This is a genomic window from Enterobacter sp. YSU (assembly GCF_016082135.1).
Classification (GTDB): Bacteria; Pseudomonadota; Gammaproteobacteria; order Enterobacterales; family Enterobacteriaceae; genus Enterobacter; species Enterobacter hormaechei_C.
The window spans coordinates 1,452,179-1,468,470 of record NZ_CP059487.1; the positions used below are offsets into that span (position 1 = coordinate 1,452,179).

General features: G+C 53.3%; 18 protein-coding genes. 13 read left to right on the plus strand and 5 right to left on the minus strand.

Annotated features, from left to right (window positions below):
- The first annotated feature begins 3 nt into the window (after positions 1-3).
- Genes rfaC through H2Z33_RS07055 form a run of 4 tightly spaced genes read left to right on the plus strand, consistent with a single transcriptional unit; the run spans position 4 to position 4,204 of the window.
- Positions 4-987 (plus strand): lipopolysaccharide heptosyltransferase RfaC, encoded by a 984-nt coding sequence (rfaC, locus tag H2Z33_RS07040; protein ID WP_032652135.1) that lies wholly within the window; start codon positions 4-6, stop codon positions 985-987.
- A gap of 3 nt (positions 988-990) precedes the next feature.
- A complete protein-coding gene (locus tag H2Z33_RS07045; protein ID WP_017693958.1) occupies positions 991-2,100 on the plus strand; it encodes a glycosyltransferase family 9 protein in 1,110 nt (369 codons plus the stop codon).
- Between the two features lie 5 nt (positions 2,101-2,105).
- On the plus strand, positions 2,106-3,005 hold the full coding sequence (locus tag H2Z33_RS07050; protein ID WP_047364928.1) for a glycosyltransferase family 2 protein: 900 nt from the start codon (positions 2,106-2,108) through the stop codon (positions 3,003-3,005).
- Positions 2,993-4,204, plus strand: a complete 1,212-nt coding sequence (locus H2Z33_RS07055; protein ID WP_063135312.1) for an O-antigen ligase family protein — start codon at positions 2,993-2,995, stop codon at positions 4,202-4,204. Before H2Z33_RS07050 ends, H2Z33_RS07055 begins: the two co-directional genes overlap by 13 nt.
- A 26-nt stretch (positions 4,205-4,230) precedes the next feature.
- On the opposite strand, the gene H2Z33_RS07060 is transcribed toward H2Z33_RS07055, so the two are convergent.
- On the minus strand, positions 4,231-5,184 hold the full coding sequence (locus H2Z33_RS07060; RefSeq protein WP_023302886.1) for a polysaccharide deacetylase family protein: 954 nt from the start codon (positions 5,182-5,184) through the stop codon (positions 4,231-4,233).
- 150 nt (positions 5,185-5,334) lie between these two features.
- Here H2Z33_RS07060 and rfaQ point away from each other — a divergent pair, with 150 nt between their 5' ends.
- The 7 genes from rfaQ (at position 5,335) to coaD (ending at position 12,227) form a co-directional block, all read left to right on the plus strand.
- A complete protein-coding gene (gene rfaQ / locus H2Z33_RS07065) occupies positions 5,335-6,405 on the plus strand; it encodes a putative lipopolysaccharide heptosyltransferase III (protein ID WP_074133810.1) in 1,071 nt (356 codons plus the stop codon).
- Positions 6,402-7,529 carry a glycosyltransferase family 4 protein gene (locus H2Z33_RS07070; protein ID WP_063135313.1) on the plus strand — a complete coding sequence of 376 codons (1,128 nt, stop codon included), beginning with the start codon at positions 6,402-6,404 and terminating at the stop codon, positions 7,527-7,529. Before rfaQ ends, H2Z33_RS07070 begins: the two co-directional genes overlap by 4 nt.
- A gap of 2 nt (positions 7,530-7,531) precedes the next feature.
- The gene (locus tag H2Z33_RS07075; protein WP_062933122.1) at positions 7,532-8,632 is read left to right on the plus strand and encodes a glycosyltransferase; all 1,101 of its coding nucleotides are present in this window, start codon (positions 7,532-7,534) and stop codon (positions 8,630-8,632) included.
- Positions 8,633-8,643: 11 nt separating this feature from the next.
- Complete coding sequence (locus tag H2Z33_RS07080; protein ID WP_063135314.1) at positions 8,644-9,633, plus strand: glycosyltransferase; 990 nt, start codon at positions 8,644-8,646, stop codon at positions 9,631-9,633.
- A gap of 66 nt (positions 9,634-9,699) precedes the next feature.
- On the plus strand, positions 9,700-10,974 hold the full coding sequence (waaA, locus tag H2Z33_RS07085; RefSeq protein ID WP_003860874.1) for a lipid IV(A) 3-deoxy-D-manno-octulosonic acid transferase: 1,275 nt from the start codon (positions 9,700-9,702) through the stop codon (positions 10,972-10,974).
- A complete protein-coding gene (locus H2Z33_RS07090; RefSeq protein ID WP_032668867.1) occupies positions 10,974-11,744 on the plus strand; it encodes a glycosyltransferase family 2 protein in 771 nt (256 codons plus the stop codon). The genes waaA and H2Z33_RS07090 overlap by 1 nt, the downstream gene beginning before the upstream one ends.
- A gap of 3 nt (positions 11,745-11,747) precedes the next feature.
- Positions 11,748-12,227: a pantetheine-phosphate adenylyltransferase gene (gene coaD, locus H2Z33_RS07095; RefSeq protein WP_015570040.1), complete on the plus strand. Its 480-nt coding sequence runs from the start codon at positions 11,748-11,750 to the stop codon at positions 12,225-12,227.
- Between the two features lie 2 nt (positions 12,228-12,229).
- Here coaD and mutM read toward each other — a convergent pair whose 3' ends face one another.
- The 4 genes from mutM to radC all read right to left on the minus strand — a co-directional run bounded on the left by mutM (position 12,230) and on the right by radC (position 14,421).
- The gene (mutM, locus tag H2Z33_RS07100; protein ID WP_003860879.1) at positions 12,230-13,039 is read right to left on the minus strand and encodes a bifunctional DNA-formamidopyrimidine glycosylase/DNA-(apurinic or apyrimidinic site) lyase; all 810 of its coding nucleotides are present in this window, start codon (positions 13,037-13,039) and stop codon (positions 12,230-12,232) included.
- A 72-nt stretch (positions 13,040-13,111) separates the two neighbouring features.
- The gene (gene rpmG, locus H2Z33_RS07105; RefSeq protein ID WP_003024094.1) at positions 13,112-13,279 is read right to left on the minus strand and encodes a 50S ribosomal protein L33; all 168 of its coding nucleotides are present in this window, start codon (positions 13,277-13,279) and stop codon (positions 13,112-13,114) included.
- Positions 13,280-13,301: 22 nt separating this feature from the next.
- Positions 13,302-13,538: a 50S ribosomal protein L28 gene (rpmB, locus tag H2Z33_RS07110; protein WP_002436699.1), complete on the minus strand. Its 237-nt coding sequence runs from the start codon at positions 13,536-13,538 to the stop codon at positions 13,302-13,304.
- 217 nt (positions 13,539-13,755) lie between these two features.
- Positions 13,756-14,421 (minus strand): RadC family protein, encoded by a 666-nt coding sequence (radC, locus tag H2Z33_RS07115; protein WP_063135315.1) that lies wholly within the window; start codon positions 14,419-14,421, stop codon positions 13,756-13,758.
- Between the two features lie 173 nt (positions 14,422-14,594).
- Here radC and coaBC point away from each other — a divergent pair, with 173 nt between their 5' ends.
- Entirely contained in the window at positions 14,595-15,806 is a 1,212-nt protein-coding gene (gene coaBC, locus H2Z33_RS07120) for a bifunctional phosphopantothenoylcysteine decarboxylase/phosphopantothenate--cysteine ligase CoaBC (protein WP_168728665.1), read from the plus strand.
- Positions 15,784-16,242 (plus strand): dUTP diphosphatase, encoded by a 459-nt coding sequence (dut, locus tag H2Z33_RS07125; RefSeq protein WP_045348433.1) that lies wholly within the window; start codon positions 15,784-15,786, stop codon positions 16,240-16,242. The genes coaBC and dut overlap by 23 nt, the downstream gene beginning before the upstream one ends.
- Positions 16,243-16,292 lie beyond the last annotated feature (50 nt).

The window sequence follows — 16,292 nt, forward strand, 5'->3', positions numbered from 1 at the left end:
CGGATGCGGGTATTGATCGTTAAAACCTCCTCAATGGGTGATGTTCTGCATACGCTGCCGTCGCTGACGGACGCCATGCGGGCCATTCCCGGCATCCGTTTTGACTGGGTGGTGGAAGAAGGCTTCGCGCAGATCCCTACCTGGCATGAAGCGGTTGATCGCGTGATCCCGGTGGCCATTCGCCGCTGGCGCAAAGCGTGGTTCTCCGCACAGATTAAAGCCGAACGCAAAGCCTTCCGCGAAGCGGTGCAGGCCCGGCGTTACGACGCGATCGTCGACGCCCAGGGGCTGGTGAAAAGCGCCGCGCTGGTCACGCGTCTGGCGCACGGCGTAAAGCACGGCATGGACTGGCAAACCGCCCGCGAACCGCTGGCGAGCCTGTTCTATAACCGTCGCCACCATATTGCGAAGCAGCAGCACGCCGTGGAACGTACCCGTGAGCTGTTCGCTAAGAGTCTCGGCTATGCAAAACCCGACCTCCAGGGTGACTACGCCATCGCACAGCATTTTCTGCGCGAAACGGACAAGGATAGCGCGCCCTATCTGGTCTTCCTGCATGCCACAACGCGCGACGATAAGCACTGGCCGGAAACGCACTGGAGAAGGCTGATTGAACTAATGCAACCTTGCGGTATCCATATTAAACTCCCGTGGGGCGCTGAACATGAGCGGCAGCGAGCGGAACGTCTGGCAGCAGGTTTTTCCCACGTCGAGGTGTTACCCAAACTCACGCTGGCGCAGGTTGCCGCACAGCTGGCGGGCGCTAACGCCGTCGTTTCTGTGGATACAGGGTTAAGCCATTTAACCGCCGCACTGGATCGTCCTAATATCACGATTTTCGGCCCGACCGATCCGGGGTTGATCGGGGGTTACGGTAAAAACCAGCATCAGATGGTCAGCCCTACGCAACAAACGAAGGATATTAGCGCAGATGCTATTTTTTCATTTTTACAGGGCAGCCATCGGCTTTCCAACAGGGATATTTAACCCATGAGTTATGTATTTCTGCTGATTTTACTCTTTCCGGTGAAACTCATCCGGAAGCTGTTTCGAAAGGACACGGGCAAGAACCTTGTCATTCAGACAGCCAAAATCGGTGACTTTATTAATGCGACGCCTCTTCTGGCATATCTGCAAAAAAGCGATGTGTTGATCAGTCGCAGCGTTGGCGCGCTGGCGAAGCATGATGAGACTATTGAGCAGATCTATTTTATTGAGCAGCATAAGCGCAACCTGTGGCGTAAACTGTGCTTCGCGTGCAGGATCATGAACCGCTACGACAACGTCTACCTGCTACAGCCCAATAGCGTGAACCTCTTTTTTGCCGCCGTCTGCAATGCCAAAAACAAACAATTTTTAAGCATTTACACGCGCAGGTGGTATCACGGGATTTTCTATCTCGCAGCCGACGGCACCGTTGAGCATGGCAAAAAAACGCTTTCGGTGACGAACTACCTGAAACTGGCCGACCGCTCGCTCACGTGGCAAGACTCTCCCAAGCACGCCACAAAGCCACTCTTCAAGCCGACGACCTGGCCGGCCATTCTTGATAAACCTGGCGTTATCCGCATCGGCATCAGTATTGCGGCGGGCAATAAAGCCAAAACCGTCCCTCCGGTTATCTGGAAGCGGATTGTTGATCAACTCGCTGATTTACCCTGCGAGTTTTATGTCTTCGGCGCGCCAAACGAACAGTCGTGGATGGACGATATCACCCGTCTTTACGGTGACATCCCCAATTTTATCAATCTTATTGGCAAAATTTCGCTGGAAGAGCTTCCCTGGGCCATTTCTAAGATGGACTGCTATATCGCGTCTGACTCGGGGAATGTCTACATCGCAGACGCCGTCGGCGTGCCGGTGGTCCTGCTGTTTGGACCGTGTTGTCACTATGAACAGCGTCCGCTTGGCAATGTGATGCTGATCGGGAATGACGATAACATTTGTTCTTATGTGTTTGAAACGCGCTATTACTTCCCGCAAGAGCGGGAAGCGCTATTCTCTGTCACTGACTCCGCGTTACACGATCTTCAGCAGTTTATCCGTACATTACCAAAAGCCCGCTCACTGGCTAGCGCTACCGACGCTCAAGGAAACTAATTTTTATGGCTTTTTTAAGCGTCATTATTGCTGCGCATAACGCTGAAGCTACGCTGCACGCCACGCTTTCAAGCCTGCTGTCAGCAACCGATCAGGATACTGAAGTCATTATTTTCAATGACAGTTCTGAGGATGCCACGCAGGCAATAATTGAAGAGTGGTCGCCGAAATTTCCTCAGATCATAACGCGCACCGTGAACTTTCGTAACGTTGGCCGGGTAAGAAACAGCGCTGTCGCACTGGCATCGGGTGAGTATATTACGATGCTCGACAGTGACGATTGCTTAAAGCCTGGCAGCCTCAGGGACGCAATGGCCTACCTGAAAGCGCAACGTCCGGATATGTTACTGACACGTTTGCTTGAGATTCGCGATCCCCGGAGAATGACTTCAGACTGGCAGGGATTTAATCCTGTGCCATTGTCACAACATGAAGCAATTGCTCGTTTCTTACGTCATAAAGACTTTCAGGCACATCTCATTGGCCAGTTTATTCATCGTAGTCTTTACGAGAAAAATCCCATACCTCCGATGTTATGTTATGAGGATTTCGCTGTCTTCCCGGGAATGTTGATGCAATCGAGCAAAATAGCCTATCAACGCCAGGGGCATTATTATTACATCAAGCGTCGCGACAGTTTGTCGAGCAGTCTGGACGCCAGCAAAATTTCAACGCTTGTCGAATGCACGTTACAGATGGAAAGAACATTTCCGTCACGCTACAAACATCTCGTCAATTGCCACTGGTTTGATATTTACAGCAACCATCGGTCCTGTCTGACAGACCAACAATTGCAGCTCGTGAAACAACGCGTAAAGACCATGTATACATTGTCTTTTTTCCTGTCCACCGATGTTCGTTTTAGCTACAAAAAAAGGGTTATTGAGGCGTTATGGAAAAAATAAAACCACGGCTATATCAACTGACGATCGCTTTAAGCCTCATCTCCTTGATACTGGCTTTAGTCAGTTCTGGGAAGCAAAGAGAATTTTTCTATATCGCTATTTACGTCAGTATTATTGGTCTGGCTTTCGAATATAAAAAAATCACTCTGCGACCTTTTACTATAGCACTGCCCATTCTGCTGATTGGGTTACTTAACCTCGGCTGGTACTTACTCTATGAGTATCATAACGAGGGCCTCAACCTTTACAGCGACTACCTCGATGCCAGCAAAAAGTTAATTTTAGCGAGCGTCCTGATTTTCTATATCGACCGCTTTAAGTTTTATATCGATAAGGATACCTTCAGGAAATTCTTCTTCTTCGCAACGGCCCTGGGGTTTGTGCTCGCCACAGGGTATGGCTTGTGGCAGGCCTCGCAAGGTATGACTCGCGTTGAGATGGCAATTAACCGTGCCACCGTTTCAGCCTATGTTTATTCTGTCCTGTCACTGGCTTTCGTATACAGTCTTTACCTTCAACAGAACGTGAAGCTGTATGTTGTTGCGGGCTTCACTATATTAATCTCTTACTTCGTCATACTGTTGACGGGGACCCGCGCTGCGATGGGTTTATATCTGCTTCTGGCGGTTGTGCTCACGCTGTATCATTTCAGAAAGATTCATCTCAAATCCACTCTCATCTTTTTATGTATTGTGGCCGGGATTGTCATCGTGAGCTACAAGCCGTTAATTTCCCCGAAAATAACGCAAACCCAAATTGAATTTGAGAATTATCAGAAAGGCTATGACCGCACGTCACTTGGCGCACGTTTTTCGATGTGGGCTGTCGGGATCGCGAATGGTCTTGCACATCCGTTGGGGCAATCACTTGAAGACCGTGAAACGTGGACACGGCAGTATATAAAAGACGGCCATCCTCACCTTGGCAGTGCACTCGAATACATCAAAGTCCACCTGCATAATGAATTTATTGAGAAATACTCTTTGCAGGGGATCCCCGGCGTGGCGGTAATGCTCTTTTTCTTCGTTTCGATGATTGTGTATGCCCTACGAAACAGAAACGCGCTGCTGCTGACGTCGATGCTTCTTTTGCTCTTATATGGACTGACAGATGTCATACTGCTCAGTTCAGAAGCCTTAATCTTCTTTATGATTTTGTTTGCGCTAAGTACACCTTTCTCACAAACAAAACAGCAATAACAAATATGCCCGCCTGGCGGGCATAACTATTTTTTGTACTGGTAAAACTCCGCCAGCGTCATCCCCACGGTCTTATCTGATAACCAGGTAAAGAGCTGCTCCAGATCCTGATACAGCCCCTCAATCGCGGCCTCGTCTTTAAAAGTAGGGCTCCCGCCAGGCATAAATTCCGACGAATGCAGCATGAATTCCACGTAGTCATTCCCCTGAGCCAGGCACTGCTGCGCAACCTTAATCATCTCCGCCGCATTTCCTCCGGACGGACGTAACCAGTTAACTGACGGAGAACGGTATTTACCGCGCAGACGATCATAACCCTGCTTCAGGGAATTCAGCCATGCCGGGTGTTTATACTGGATGCTCATCGGCACTTCGAGGAGAGGGCTGTTTCCCGGCCGGGAAATGTCGTCTACGTCCAAAAAGTAGGCACGATCGGGAAAATGCTGGTAATTCGTTCCGCCATTACCCTGCGGGGCACCTTTCGCGTTGCGCCAGTTCACGCGCGGCGTAACGGAACAATCTACCTGATACCCCAGCTCAATCAGCAACTGGGCGTAACGGCTGTCGAATGCCCAGCGCCCGGCGCGATGGCTGAGCATTTTTGTCTGGAAAGTCTCTTCCAGTAAGCGGGTCATGAAGAGCACTTTCTCACGCATGACCTCGTCTGAAAACTCAATCAGATAAGGCTGCCAGCGCCAGTCATCCCCGGTCAGATCGTGCTCCGGAGGGCTATTCCAGGCATGGAGATGCATTCCCACCTCACCCTGGCCGCGGGCTATGACCTCTTTCGCGAACTCAATGAATACCGGTTCGACTGCCATCTCGTAGTTGGTCAGCCAGACGGGCTTAAAGCCGAAGCGTTCACAAAGCGCCTGAAACCGCGCCAGGTAGCGCGCGTTTTCCGTTTTGATCACCCGGTGGTTCTGCCAGAGATTATCCCCTTCGGTATCGATCGTGATGATAAACGCTGGTTTTTTCATAATGAGCCCGCAAGACAAAATAGTTAGCGCTATGTTACGCACGCCCGAAAGCAGGAGTAAACCCTTCCAGGGAAATTCCTGACATTATGGAGAAAGAGTGCAAGTCGTTACCAGGTCTATTAGAATTGCCAATAGTACAACGCCGATAAGATGATGATGAATAACTTACCTGACACGCCTGATTTGCGCATTTTACTGATCAAACTTCGCCATCATGGTGACATGTTACTCACCACCCCCGTCATCAATTCATTACGCCAGAAATGGCCTGACGCCCAAATCGACGTGCTTCTCTATGAAGAGACGCGAGACATGCTCGCCGCGCATCCGGCAATCAGGACGATCTATGGTATCGATCGTAAATGGAAGCAGCTGGGGACGCTGAAGCACCTGCAAAAAGAGTGGCAGTTGCTTCGTGCTTTACGTGCTCAGCATTATCATCTGGTGATCAATCTTGCCGATCAGTGGCGCAGCGCGATTGTTACCCGCTTCACCGGTGCACCGGTTCGGCTCGGGTTCGCTTTTAACAAGCGCAATAGTGCCTTCTGGCGTTTTTGTCACAGTGAACTGGTCTCGGTCGCCAGCCATCAGTCGCTGCACACCGTTGAACAAAATCTCTCCATACTGTCAGCGCTGCCGGTAATGGCCAACCCTACCGTGACCATGGCTTACAGCGCGGATGACTGGCGCCATGCTCACCAAAAGCTGTCGCAAAAGGGCGTGGGAGACCGCTACATCGTTATTCAACCCACTTCACGCTGGTTCTTTAAGTGCTGGGATGAAGGCAAAATGGCGCAAACTATCGCCGCGTTGCAACAGGACGGCCACACTATCGTCCTCACGGCGGGACCGGATAAGAAAGAGCTGGCGATGATTGACCGCATTCTTGCCGCCTCCCCGCAGACGGGTGTTGTATCGCTGGCAGGGCAGTTAACCCTGCGCCAGCTGGCCTCGCTAATCGATCACGCGATCCTGTTCATTGGCGTTGACTCCGTACCCATGCACATGGCCGCCGCCCTTCAGACGCCCTGCGTGGCGCTGTTTGGCCCGTCAAAATTGACGTTCTGGTCGCCATGGCAGGTTAACGGAGAGGTCATCTGGGCAGGTAACTACGGCCCGCTTCCCAACCCTGACGCCATTGATACAAAAACGACGGAACGTTATCTCGACGCCATCCCCGTTGATGCTGTCGTCTCCGCCGCAAGGAGATACCTGCAATGAAGCTTCATCGTCTGGCCATTGTGCGCCAAAAATATCGTCCGGATGGGGGAGCAGAACGTTTTGTCTCCAGGGCACTTACCGCGCTGAGCAATCAAAATCTTGAGCTCAACGTCATCACCCGCGAGTGGCAGGGCGAAAAGCAGGACGACTGGCATATTCATATTTGCGATCCCCGGAAGTGGGGCCGCATCAGCCGTGAGCGCGGCTTTGCACACGCCGCACGCGCGCTGTGGCAGCAACAGCAGTTTGATATTGTCCAGAGCCACGAACGTATTCCGGGCTGCGATATTTACCGCGCCGGGGATGGTGTACATCGACGCTGGCTGCTACAGCGTACGCGTATTCTTCCCGCCTGGCGCGCGAAGCTGCTTATGCACGATCGCTATCACCGCTACGTGATGCACGCAGAACGTGAAATGTACCAGGCTCCCGAGTTGAAAGCCGTTATCTGTAATGCGGAGATGATCAAGCGCGAAATCGTCGAAGGCTTTGATATTGACGCAAAAAAGATACATGTGATTTATAATTCAATAGATTCCAGCCGCTTCGTTCCGGCAGAAGAGAGGCAACGCGCTGTACTGCGTCAGCAATTTGGCTTACCCGCTGATGCCGTCATTTTCTGCTTCGTGGGTTCAGGGTTTGAACGCAAGGGGCTGGCAAGCGCTATTCGGGCTATAGCAGGAACCTCGGCGTGGCTGGTTGTGGTCGGTCAGGATAAAGCGGAAAGCCGTTATCGCGACCTCGCCCGTTCATTAGGCTGTGAGGGGCAAATCCGTTTCCTGGGGATGCAAAAAGAGACGCTGCCATTTTATCAGCTTTCTGATGGTTTACTGCTGCCGACGCTGTATGATCCTTTCCCTAACGTCATACTTGAAGCAATGGCCTGTGGATTGCCCGTCATTACGTCAGAGAGTTGCGGTGGTTCAGAATTTATTGATCAAGGCCAGAACGGGTTTTACTGTGATGCACTTGATATCCACACATTGAAGGAGGCCGTCATGTCCATCCCTTCCCTGGAAAAAAATAACAATATGGGGCTTGCGGCGCGTGAACGCGTCAGAGAAGCAACCCCTGAAAAACTATCAAGTCAGCTTATTTCGCTTTATCAAAAATTACTGGATTAATAATGCGCATCCTAATGATTATTGATGGTTTACCCGGTGGAGGAGCCGAAAAAACGGTTCTCACCCTCTCCAGCGGACTGACAGAACTGGGGCATCAGGTCACCCTTTTCTCCTTACGGAAGGTGTGCGACTACGCCATTCCGGAAGGTATCGATTTTCAGGTTGTGCAGGATACCTGTAAAAAACCCTGGCGGAAGCTGACCGAGATCCCGCGTCGCGCCCGTTTGCTGGATCGCGCCATCGAGCAGGCAGAACGCAGCGGTAAATTTGATGTCGTCTTCTCACATCTGCATAAAACCGACCGTATCGTAGCGCACAGCCGCGTGCTGGATCGGGATAAGGTCTGGTTCTGCATACACGGGATGTTCTCCTTTTCCTATTTGCGCCATCGCAGCGGGCTTTCTCGCTGGTTTAAGCATTATAAAATTCGTCATACCTATGAAAACCGCAACGTGGTGGCGGTATCCGGCGCCGTGCTGCACGATCTGTCTGAGGTACTCGCGATCCCCCTGCGGCGCAAAGCGGTTATCCATAACCCCTTTGATATCCCTGAAATTCAGCGTCTGGCGGAAGCGCCCTTTGAGATGCAGGGGCAGGATTACATTATCCACGTTGGCCGTTTTCATGAACACAAACGTCACGACCGGCTGCTGCGGGCGTTCGCGCTGAGCAAGATCGACGCATCGCTGGTGTTGATGGGTAAAGGTTCTGACGCGAAAATAAACCAGCTCAAACAGCTTGCCGCTAAGCTGGGAATTGAAAACAAGATCGTCTTCCGCCCATTCGAAACTAACCCCTACCCGTGGATCAAAGGGGCACGCCTTTTAGTGTTAAGTTCCGACTGCGAAGGTTTTGGTAATGTACTGGTAGAGTCCATTATCTGTCAGACCCCACCGGTGAGTACAAACTGCCCTGGCGGCCCTGCTGAGATCCTTACTGGCCCCCTGGCGCGTGGTCTGACAGCGTTAACCGACGAATCACTGGCGAAAACACTGGCAGAACTGTATGCCTCTCCGCCGGTTGTTGATCGCGAAACGATCGCATCGTTCGGTATCAACGCCATTTGCCAGCAATACATTGCTTTGGTCGACAACCAAAAATAATCAGGTTTCATATGCAAAATTCAGCGCCTTTATTAAGCGTGGTGGTTGCCGTTTATAACGGTGAAGCTTTTCTCGATCAGTTCTTTACCTGCCTTGTAGATCAACACATCGACAGTATGGAAGTCATCATCGTGAATGACGGCTCCACTGACCGCTCGATGCAGATTGTCGAAAAATGGCGCGAAAAGCTGCCACAGATGCAGGTTATTGAACAACCTAATCAGGGCGTGTCCATCGCGCGTAATACTGGCCTGGCCGTTGCGACCGGGCAGTATCTCTCTTTCCCGGATATTGATGATGTCTTCAAACCCGGCATGTACCAGCGTCTGCTGGATATGGCCGTCACGCAGAATCTGGATGTCGCCACCTGCAATGGCAACTACGTCTGGGAAAATAACAAAAAACCGTCTCGCCCTATCTTCCCTGAAGATAAGCTCGCCTCAACGGGCGTCATGAATGGCGCGGCATGGTTAAAAAAGGCGCTGGATTCACGTAAGTTCCTGCATGTGACCTGGCTGAATATCTATCGTCACGATTTTATTCGTCAGCACGGCTTCCATTTCGAGCCAGGCCTGCGCCATCAGGATATCCCGTGGACGACTGAGGTGCTGCTTGCCGCGGAACGCGTTCAATACACCAGCGAACGCTTTTACGACTACTACATTCACTCCGCCTCGGTATCGCACACCCCGGATAATGACGACACGCTGATTCGCTCTGCGCGCCATTACATGAAGATCCTGAAGATGCTTGATGCCATTAACCAGCGCTACCCGGATAAAGTGAAAAATATCCCGGCCTGTTACTGGCAAATCGCTAAAGAGGGTCTGGGAATTATTCATACCTTCGACAACATGAAGGATGAGGCGAAGAAATCAATGATAATCAAAGAGTTCTTCGACACCGGGATCTGGAAGCTCATCTGGAAAAGTGCCAAAAGCCCGCGTTTGCGCTGGCGCCTGGGCCGGCGCTACTTCCGTTTAAAACGGTATCTGGCATAAGAGATAGCTTTAGCACGCTTAAATGCTTAGAATTTCCCGGCCGAAACTAAAAAAACGGATAATCGCTTGGAATTGTTGTATACCGCCCTGCTCTACATCATTCAGCCACTGGTGTGGCTGCGACTGTTGCTTCGTAGCCGTAAAGCGCCTGCGTACCGTAAACGCTGGGCCGAACGTTATGGCTACTGCCGCAATAAAGTGGCGCCGGACGGTATTCTGCTGCATTCCGTGTCAGTCGGGGAAACGCTGGCCGCCATTCCACTGGTGCGTGCCCTGCGCCACCGTTATCCGTCACTGCCCATCACCGTCACCACGATGACGCCAACCGGCTCAGAGCGCGTGATGTCTGCCTTCGGTAAAGACGTGCATCACGTCTACCTGCCGTACGATCTCCCCTGCGCCATGAACCGTTTCCTGAATACCGTGCGCCCTAAACTGGTGATCGTCATGGAAACCGAACTGTGGCCGAATATGATTTCCGCCCTGCATGCCCGTAAAATTCCTTTGGTTATCGCCAACGCGCGTCTGTCAGAACGCTCGGCGAAAGGGTACGGCAAGCTGGGTAAATTTATGCGTCGCCTGCTCAGCAAAATCACGCTGATCGCCGCGCAGAACGAAGAAGATGCCGCGCGCTTTATCGCCCTCGGCCTGAAGCGCAACCAGCTTGCGGTCACGGGTAGCCTGAAGTTCGATATTTCCGTCACCCCTGAACTCGCCGCCCGTGCGGTAACACTGCGTCGTCAGTGGGCGCCGCGTCGCCAGGTCTGGATTGCCACCAGCACCCATGATGGCGAAGAAGCCATTATTCTTCAGGCTCACCGCCAGCTGCTGGAAAAATTCCCTGATTTACTGCTGATTCTGGTTCCTCGCCATCCTGAGCGTTTTAAAGATGCCCGCGAGATGGTGCAAAAAGGCGGTTTCAGCTTCACCCTGCGCAGCAGCGGCGAAATCCCCTCTGGCAGCACGCAGGTGGTGATTGGCGATACGATGGGCGAACTGATGCTGCTGTACGGGATCGCCGATCTTGCTTTCGTTGGCGGAAGCCTGGTGGAGCGCGGTGGTCATAACCCGCTGGAGCCAGCAGCCCACGCCATCCCCGTACTGATGGGGCCACACACGTTTAACTTCAAAGATATCTGCGCGAAATTGCAGCAAGCCGATGGCTTAATCACCGTGACCGACGCGGATTCGGTGGTCAAAGAGGTCTCAACCCTTCTGACTGACGAAGATTACCGCCTGTGGTACGGTCGTCACGCCGTTGAAGTCCTGCATCAGAACCAGGGCGCACTGACCCGTCTGCTGCAACTTCTGCAACCTTACCTGCCGCAGCGGAGCCACTAATGTCAACGCGTCTGTCGGTCGTGATGATCGCCAAAAACGCCGCCGACCTGCTTCCGGATTGCCTGGCCTCTGTTGCCTGGGCTGACGAAATCGTCATTCTCGACTCCGGAAGTACGGACAATACGGCGGACGTTGCCCGTGCAGCCGGGGCAAAAGTCTTTACCGACACCGACTGGCAGGGCTACGGTATTCAGCGCCAGCGTGCGCAGGGTTACGCCACGGGCGATTACGTGTTGATGATCGATACCGATGAGCGCGTCACCCCGGAACTCCGACAGGCCATTCAAACGGTGCTTGCCGCGCCACAGCCCGGCGCGGTCTACAGTATCGCGCGTCGTAACTATTTCCTGGGCCGCTTTATGCGCCACAGCGGCTGGTACCCCGACCGCGTGATGCGCCTCTATGCGCGCGAGCGTTATCAGTACAACGACAACCTGGTCCATGAATCTCTGGCCTGCGATGGCGCTCAGGTCATCCCCCTGACGGGCGATCTGCTTCATCTGACCTGCCGCGATTTCGCCAGCTTCCAGCGTAAACAGCTGAACTATGCCACCGCCTGGGCGCAGGAGCGGCATACGCGCGGCAAGAAGGCCACGCTGACCGGCATCTTCACCCACACGCTGGGCGCGTTTCTGAAAACGCTGCTGCTGCGTGGCGGCGTGCTGGACGGCAAACAGGGCTGGTTACTGGCCGTAGTGAATGCCCAGTATACTTTCAACAAATACACCGAGCTGTGGGCGCTGAACCACGGCTACTCAGAGAAAACGTGAGCCATGAGCACAAAAGCGATTTATCCGGGTACCTTCGATCCGATCACTAACGGTCATCTTGATATCATCACCCGTGCGGCGTGTATGTTCGACAAGGTGATTCTGGCCATTGCCGCCAGCCCGAGCAAAAAGCCGATGTTCGACCTGAACGAACGCGTGCAGCTTGCCACCGATGCGATTTCGCATCTGTCGAATGTTGAGGTCGTCGGATTCAGCGACTTGATGGCAAACTTTGCCCGTGACCGGCAGGCCAATATCCTGATCCGCGGTCTTCGCGCGGTAGCAGACTTCGAATATGAGATGCAGCTGGCACACATGAACCGCCATCTGATGCCGGAGCTGGAGAGCGTATTCCTGATGCCCTCCAAAGAGTGGTCCTTCATCTCTTCTTCGCTGGTGAAAGAGGTGGCGCGCCATCACGGGGACGTTACCCACTTCCTGCCGGTTAACGTCCACCAGGCGTTGATGGAAAAGCTAAAGTAACCCTACTTCTGGCACTGACGGCAGTAAAACGTGGCGCGCTGAGCGTGCTTCGTGGCAATAATCGGCGTCCCGCAGGCTCTGCACGGCTCACCCTTACGGCCATAAACCTGCAACTCCTGCGCAAAATAGCCCGGCTTCCCGTCGCTTTGCAGGAAATCCTTCAGCGTCGTCCCGCCCTGCTCAATTGAGCGCAGCAGTACCGCTTTAATTACTCTGACCAGCAGCTCGCACTCCTGCGCCGACAGCGAGGAGGCCAGCCGATCGGGATGGATCCCGGCGGCAAACAACGATTCGCTGGCATAGATATTCCCCACCCCCACCACCAGCTTGTTATCCATCAGCCAGGGTTTAATCGGGGTTTTCTTTTTCGCGCACTTCTCTTTGAGATAATCCGCGTTAAACGCCTCTGACAGCGGCTCAGGTCCGAGATGCGCCAGCACGTTGTGTCCTTCCAGCTCTTTGGTCCACAGCCATGCGCCAAAGCGACGCGGGTCGGTGTAACGCAGCACTTTGCCGTTACTCATCACCAGATCAACGTGGTCGTGCTTTTCCGCAGGCAACTCTTCGGTGAGTATGCGCAGGCTTCCCGACATGCCCAGATGGATAATGATCCAGCCGTCAGGCAGCTCCAGCAGCAGGTATTTCGCGCGGCGCTGCACGCTCAGGACGGGTTTGTCGCTTAACGCGTGGATCTCATCGGACACCGGCCAGCGCAGACGCCCGTTGCGAACGACAGCATGAAGAATAGTCGCGCCAACCAGATGGGGCTCAATGCCGCGGCGGCTGGTCTCTACCTCAGGTAATTCAGGCATGGTTCCTCCGTTGAGATGCAGAATGCAAAAAACCCCGCAGTTGCGGGGTTTTTCAATACAAGGAGACTAAAATTATTTGATTTTAGCTTCTTTGTACAGTACGTGCTGGCGTACAACTGGATCGAATTTTTTCAGTTCCAGTTTTTCCGGCTTAGTACGTTTGTTCTTCGTGGTGGTGTAGAAGTGACCTGTACCAGCAGAAGAAACCAGCTTGATTTTCTCGCGAATACCTTTAGCCATGATTTATTTCCTCTTTAAGTACTTAGTACTTTTCGCCACGGGCACGCAGTTCGGACAGAACTGTATCGATGCCTTTCTTATCGATTACACGCATACCTTTAGCAGATACGCGCAGGGTGACAAAACGCTTCTCGCTCTCAACCCAGAAACGGTGAGAGTGCAGGTTCGGCAGGAAACGGCGTTTAGTCGCGTTCAGTGCGTGGGAACGGTTGTTACCGGTCACCGGACGCTTGCCAGTAACTTGGCAGACTCGGGACATGTCTATTCTCCAAAAATCAAATTAGCTCGAGCTTCGTATGGGGTATCGGCGCCTCGTCAGGCTTTACAGCCCGGTCATCGCATAGTTCTATTGAACTCTCGATTGCCAGGCCCAAATGCCAAACCCGAGATTCTCAAAGGTGGCGTAGTATACGCTGACTCGGCGGTGTGCTCAAGTCCCGAACAGACAAAGATCCCGATGGATCGCGAGAAAAGGCCTAAATCCAGCCACGTTCGGCAAAAGAAATGTACTCTCCGCGGCCAATTATCAGATGGTCCAGCACACGAATGTCCATGAATTGACAGCATTTGATAATACGTTCGGTAATTGCTTTGTCAGCTCTGCTTGGTTCTGCACAGCCAGAGGGGTGATTATGCGCGAGGATCACGCCGGCTGCATTCACTTTTATCGCTTCCCGCACAATTTCACGCGGATGCACCTCAACGTGACTCAATGTTCCCGAAAAAAGGCGGGTATGTTTCAGTACCCGGTTTTTGTTGTCGAGAAAGATCACCATAAAGATCTCCCGCTCCAGATCGGAGAGCTGGCTTTGCAGAAATTCGCGGGTCATGTCGGGGGTGAGGATCGGGTCTTCTTCCTCCATACGCACGTTGTAAAATCGCCGGGCCAGCTCGGCAATGCCCCGTAACTGGGCATATTTCGCCACGCCAATGCCCTCAACGTGCATAAACGCCTCCAGCTCAGCGGTCAGCAATCCATACAGTGAACCGAAATGGTCTATCAGTTCTTTCGCCAGCGTAAATACCGTTTTCCCCGGCGTGCCTGTGCGTAAAAAGAGCGCCAGCAGCTCGTCGTCCTTTAACAACGTGACGCCATGACGCAGCATTTTTTCACGCGGTAGCAGCAGTTCAGTCTCTTCCATGCCCGGCCTCCTTCTGTTTGCCATTATGCTGCCACAGGCAAATTCGGGGTTCGACGCTGGCATTTCGTTCTTGCGTAACGCCTCGCAAAGTGAATTAAGGACATCATCACCCCGTTTTAGGGATTGTGATAAAATGCCCGCTCTCTGGTGAAACCCAACAGGAAAGAATCATGATGAGCCTGGCCGGTAAAAAAATCGTTCTTGGCGTCAGCGGCGGTATTGCTGCCTATAAAACGCCAGACCTGGTGCGCCGTTTGCGCGAGCGCGGGGCCGACGTACGGGTCGCGATCACCGAAGGCGGCAAAGCCTTTATCACCCCGCTGAGCCTGCAAGCCGTCTCGGGATACCCGGTATCCGACAGCCTGCTCGACCCGGCAGCCGAAGCCGCAATGGGCCACATTGAGCTGGGGAAATGGGCCGATCTGGTTATCCTTGCCCCCGCCACGGCAGATTTAATTGCCCGCGTGGCAGCCGGTATGGCGAACGATCTGGTAACGACCATTTGCCTCGCCACGCCTGCGCCCGTCGCGGTTGTGCCCGCAATGAACCAGCAGATGTACCGCAACGCCGCTACCCAGCATAATCTGGACACGCTGGCCTCGCGCGGCCTGCTGATTTGGGGACCGGACAGTGGCAGCCAGGCCTGCGGCGACGTTGGGCCAGGGCGTATGCTCGACCCATTGACGATTGTTGATATGGCCGCCGCCCATTTCTCGCCTGTCAACGATCTGCAACATCTCAACATCATGATTACCGCGGGTCCCACGCGCGAGCCGCTGGATCCGGTGCGTTACATCACCAACCACAGCTCCGGCAAAATGGGCTTTGCGATTGCTGCCGCGGCAGCCAAACGCGGCGCGAACGTCACGCTGGTGAGCGGCCCGGTGTCGCTTACCACCCCTGCGTTTGTGCAGCGTATTGATGTAACGACCGCGCTGGAAATGGAAGCCGCCGTACAGGCACATGCTCAACAGCAGCATATTTTTATCGGCTGTGCGGCCGTCGCTGATTACCGCGCCGAAACCATTGCCGACGCCAAAATTAAAAAGCAAGGTGATGAATTAACAATAAAAATGGTGAAGAACCCGGATATCGTTGCCGGTGTCGCCGCATTGAAAACTCATCGACCTTACGTTGTTGGGTTTGCCGCAGAAACGAATAATGTGGAAGAATATGCCCGGCAAAAACGTACCCGCAAAAACCTCGATTTGATTTGCGCGAACGACGTATCGCTGTCCACGCAAGGATTTAACAGCGACAGCAACGCATTGCACCTTTTCTGGCAGGATGGAGATAAAGTCTTACCGCTTGAGCGCAAAGAACTCCTGGGCCAACACTTACTGGACGAGATCGTTACCCGTTATGATGAAAAAAATCGACGTTAAGATTCTGGACCCGCGCGTTGGCGAGCAATTTCCGCTGCCAACGTATGCCACCTCCGGCTCTGCCGGTCTTGACCTGCGCGCCTGTCTTGATGACGCCGTAGAACTGGCGCCAGGTGCAACGACCCTGATCCCGACCGGGCTGGCGATTCACATTGCTGACTCGTCACTGGCAGCGGTGATCCTGCCGCGCTCTGGCCTGGGCCACAAGCATGGCGTCGTGCTGGGTAATCTGGTCGGCCTGATCGATTCTGACTATCAGGGTCAGCTGATGGTATCCGTCTGGAACCGTGGCCAGGACAGCTTCACCATTGAGCCGGGCGAGCGTATCGCGCAGATGGTGTTTGTACCGGTGGTGCAGGCAGAATTTAACCTGGTGGCAGACTTCGACGCTACCGACCGTGGCGAAGGCGGCTTCGGCCATTCCGGGCGCAAATAACCGCCCGACAAACACGCATCTCACAGCGCCATAATGCAATAACAAACCGC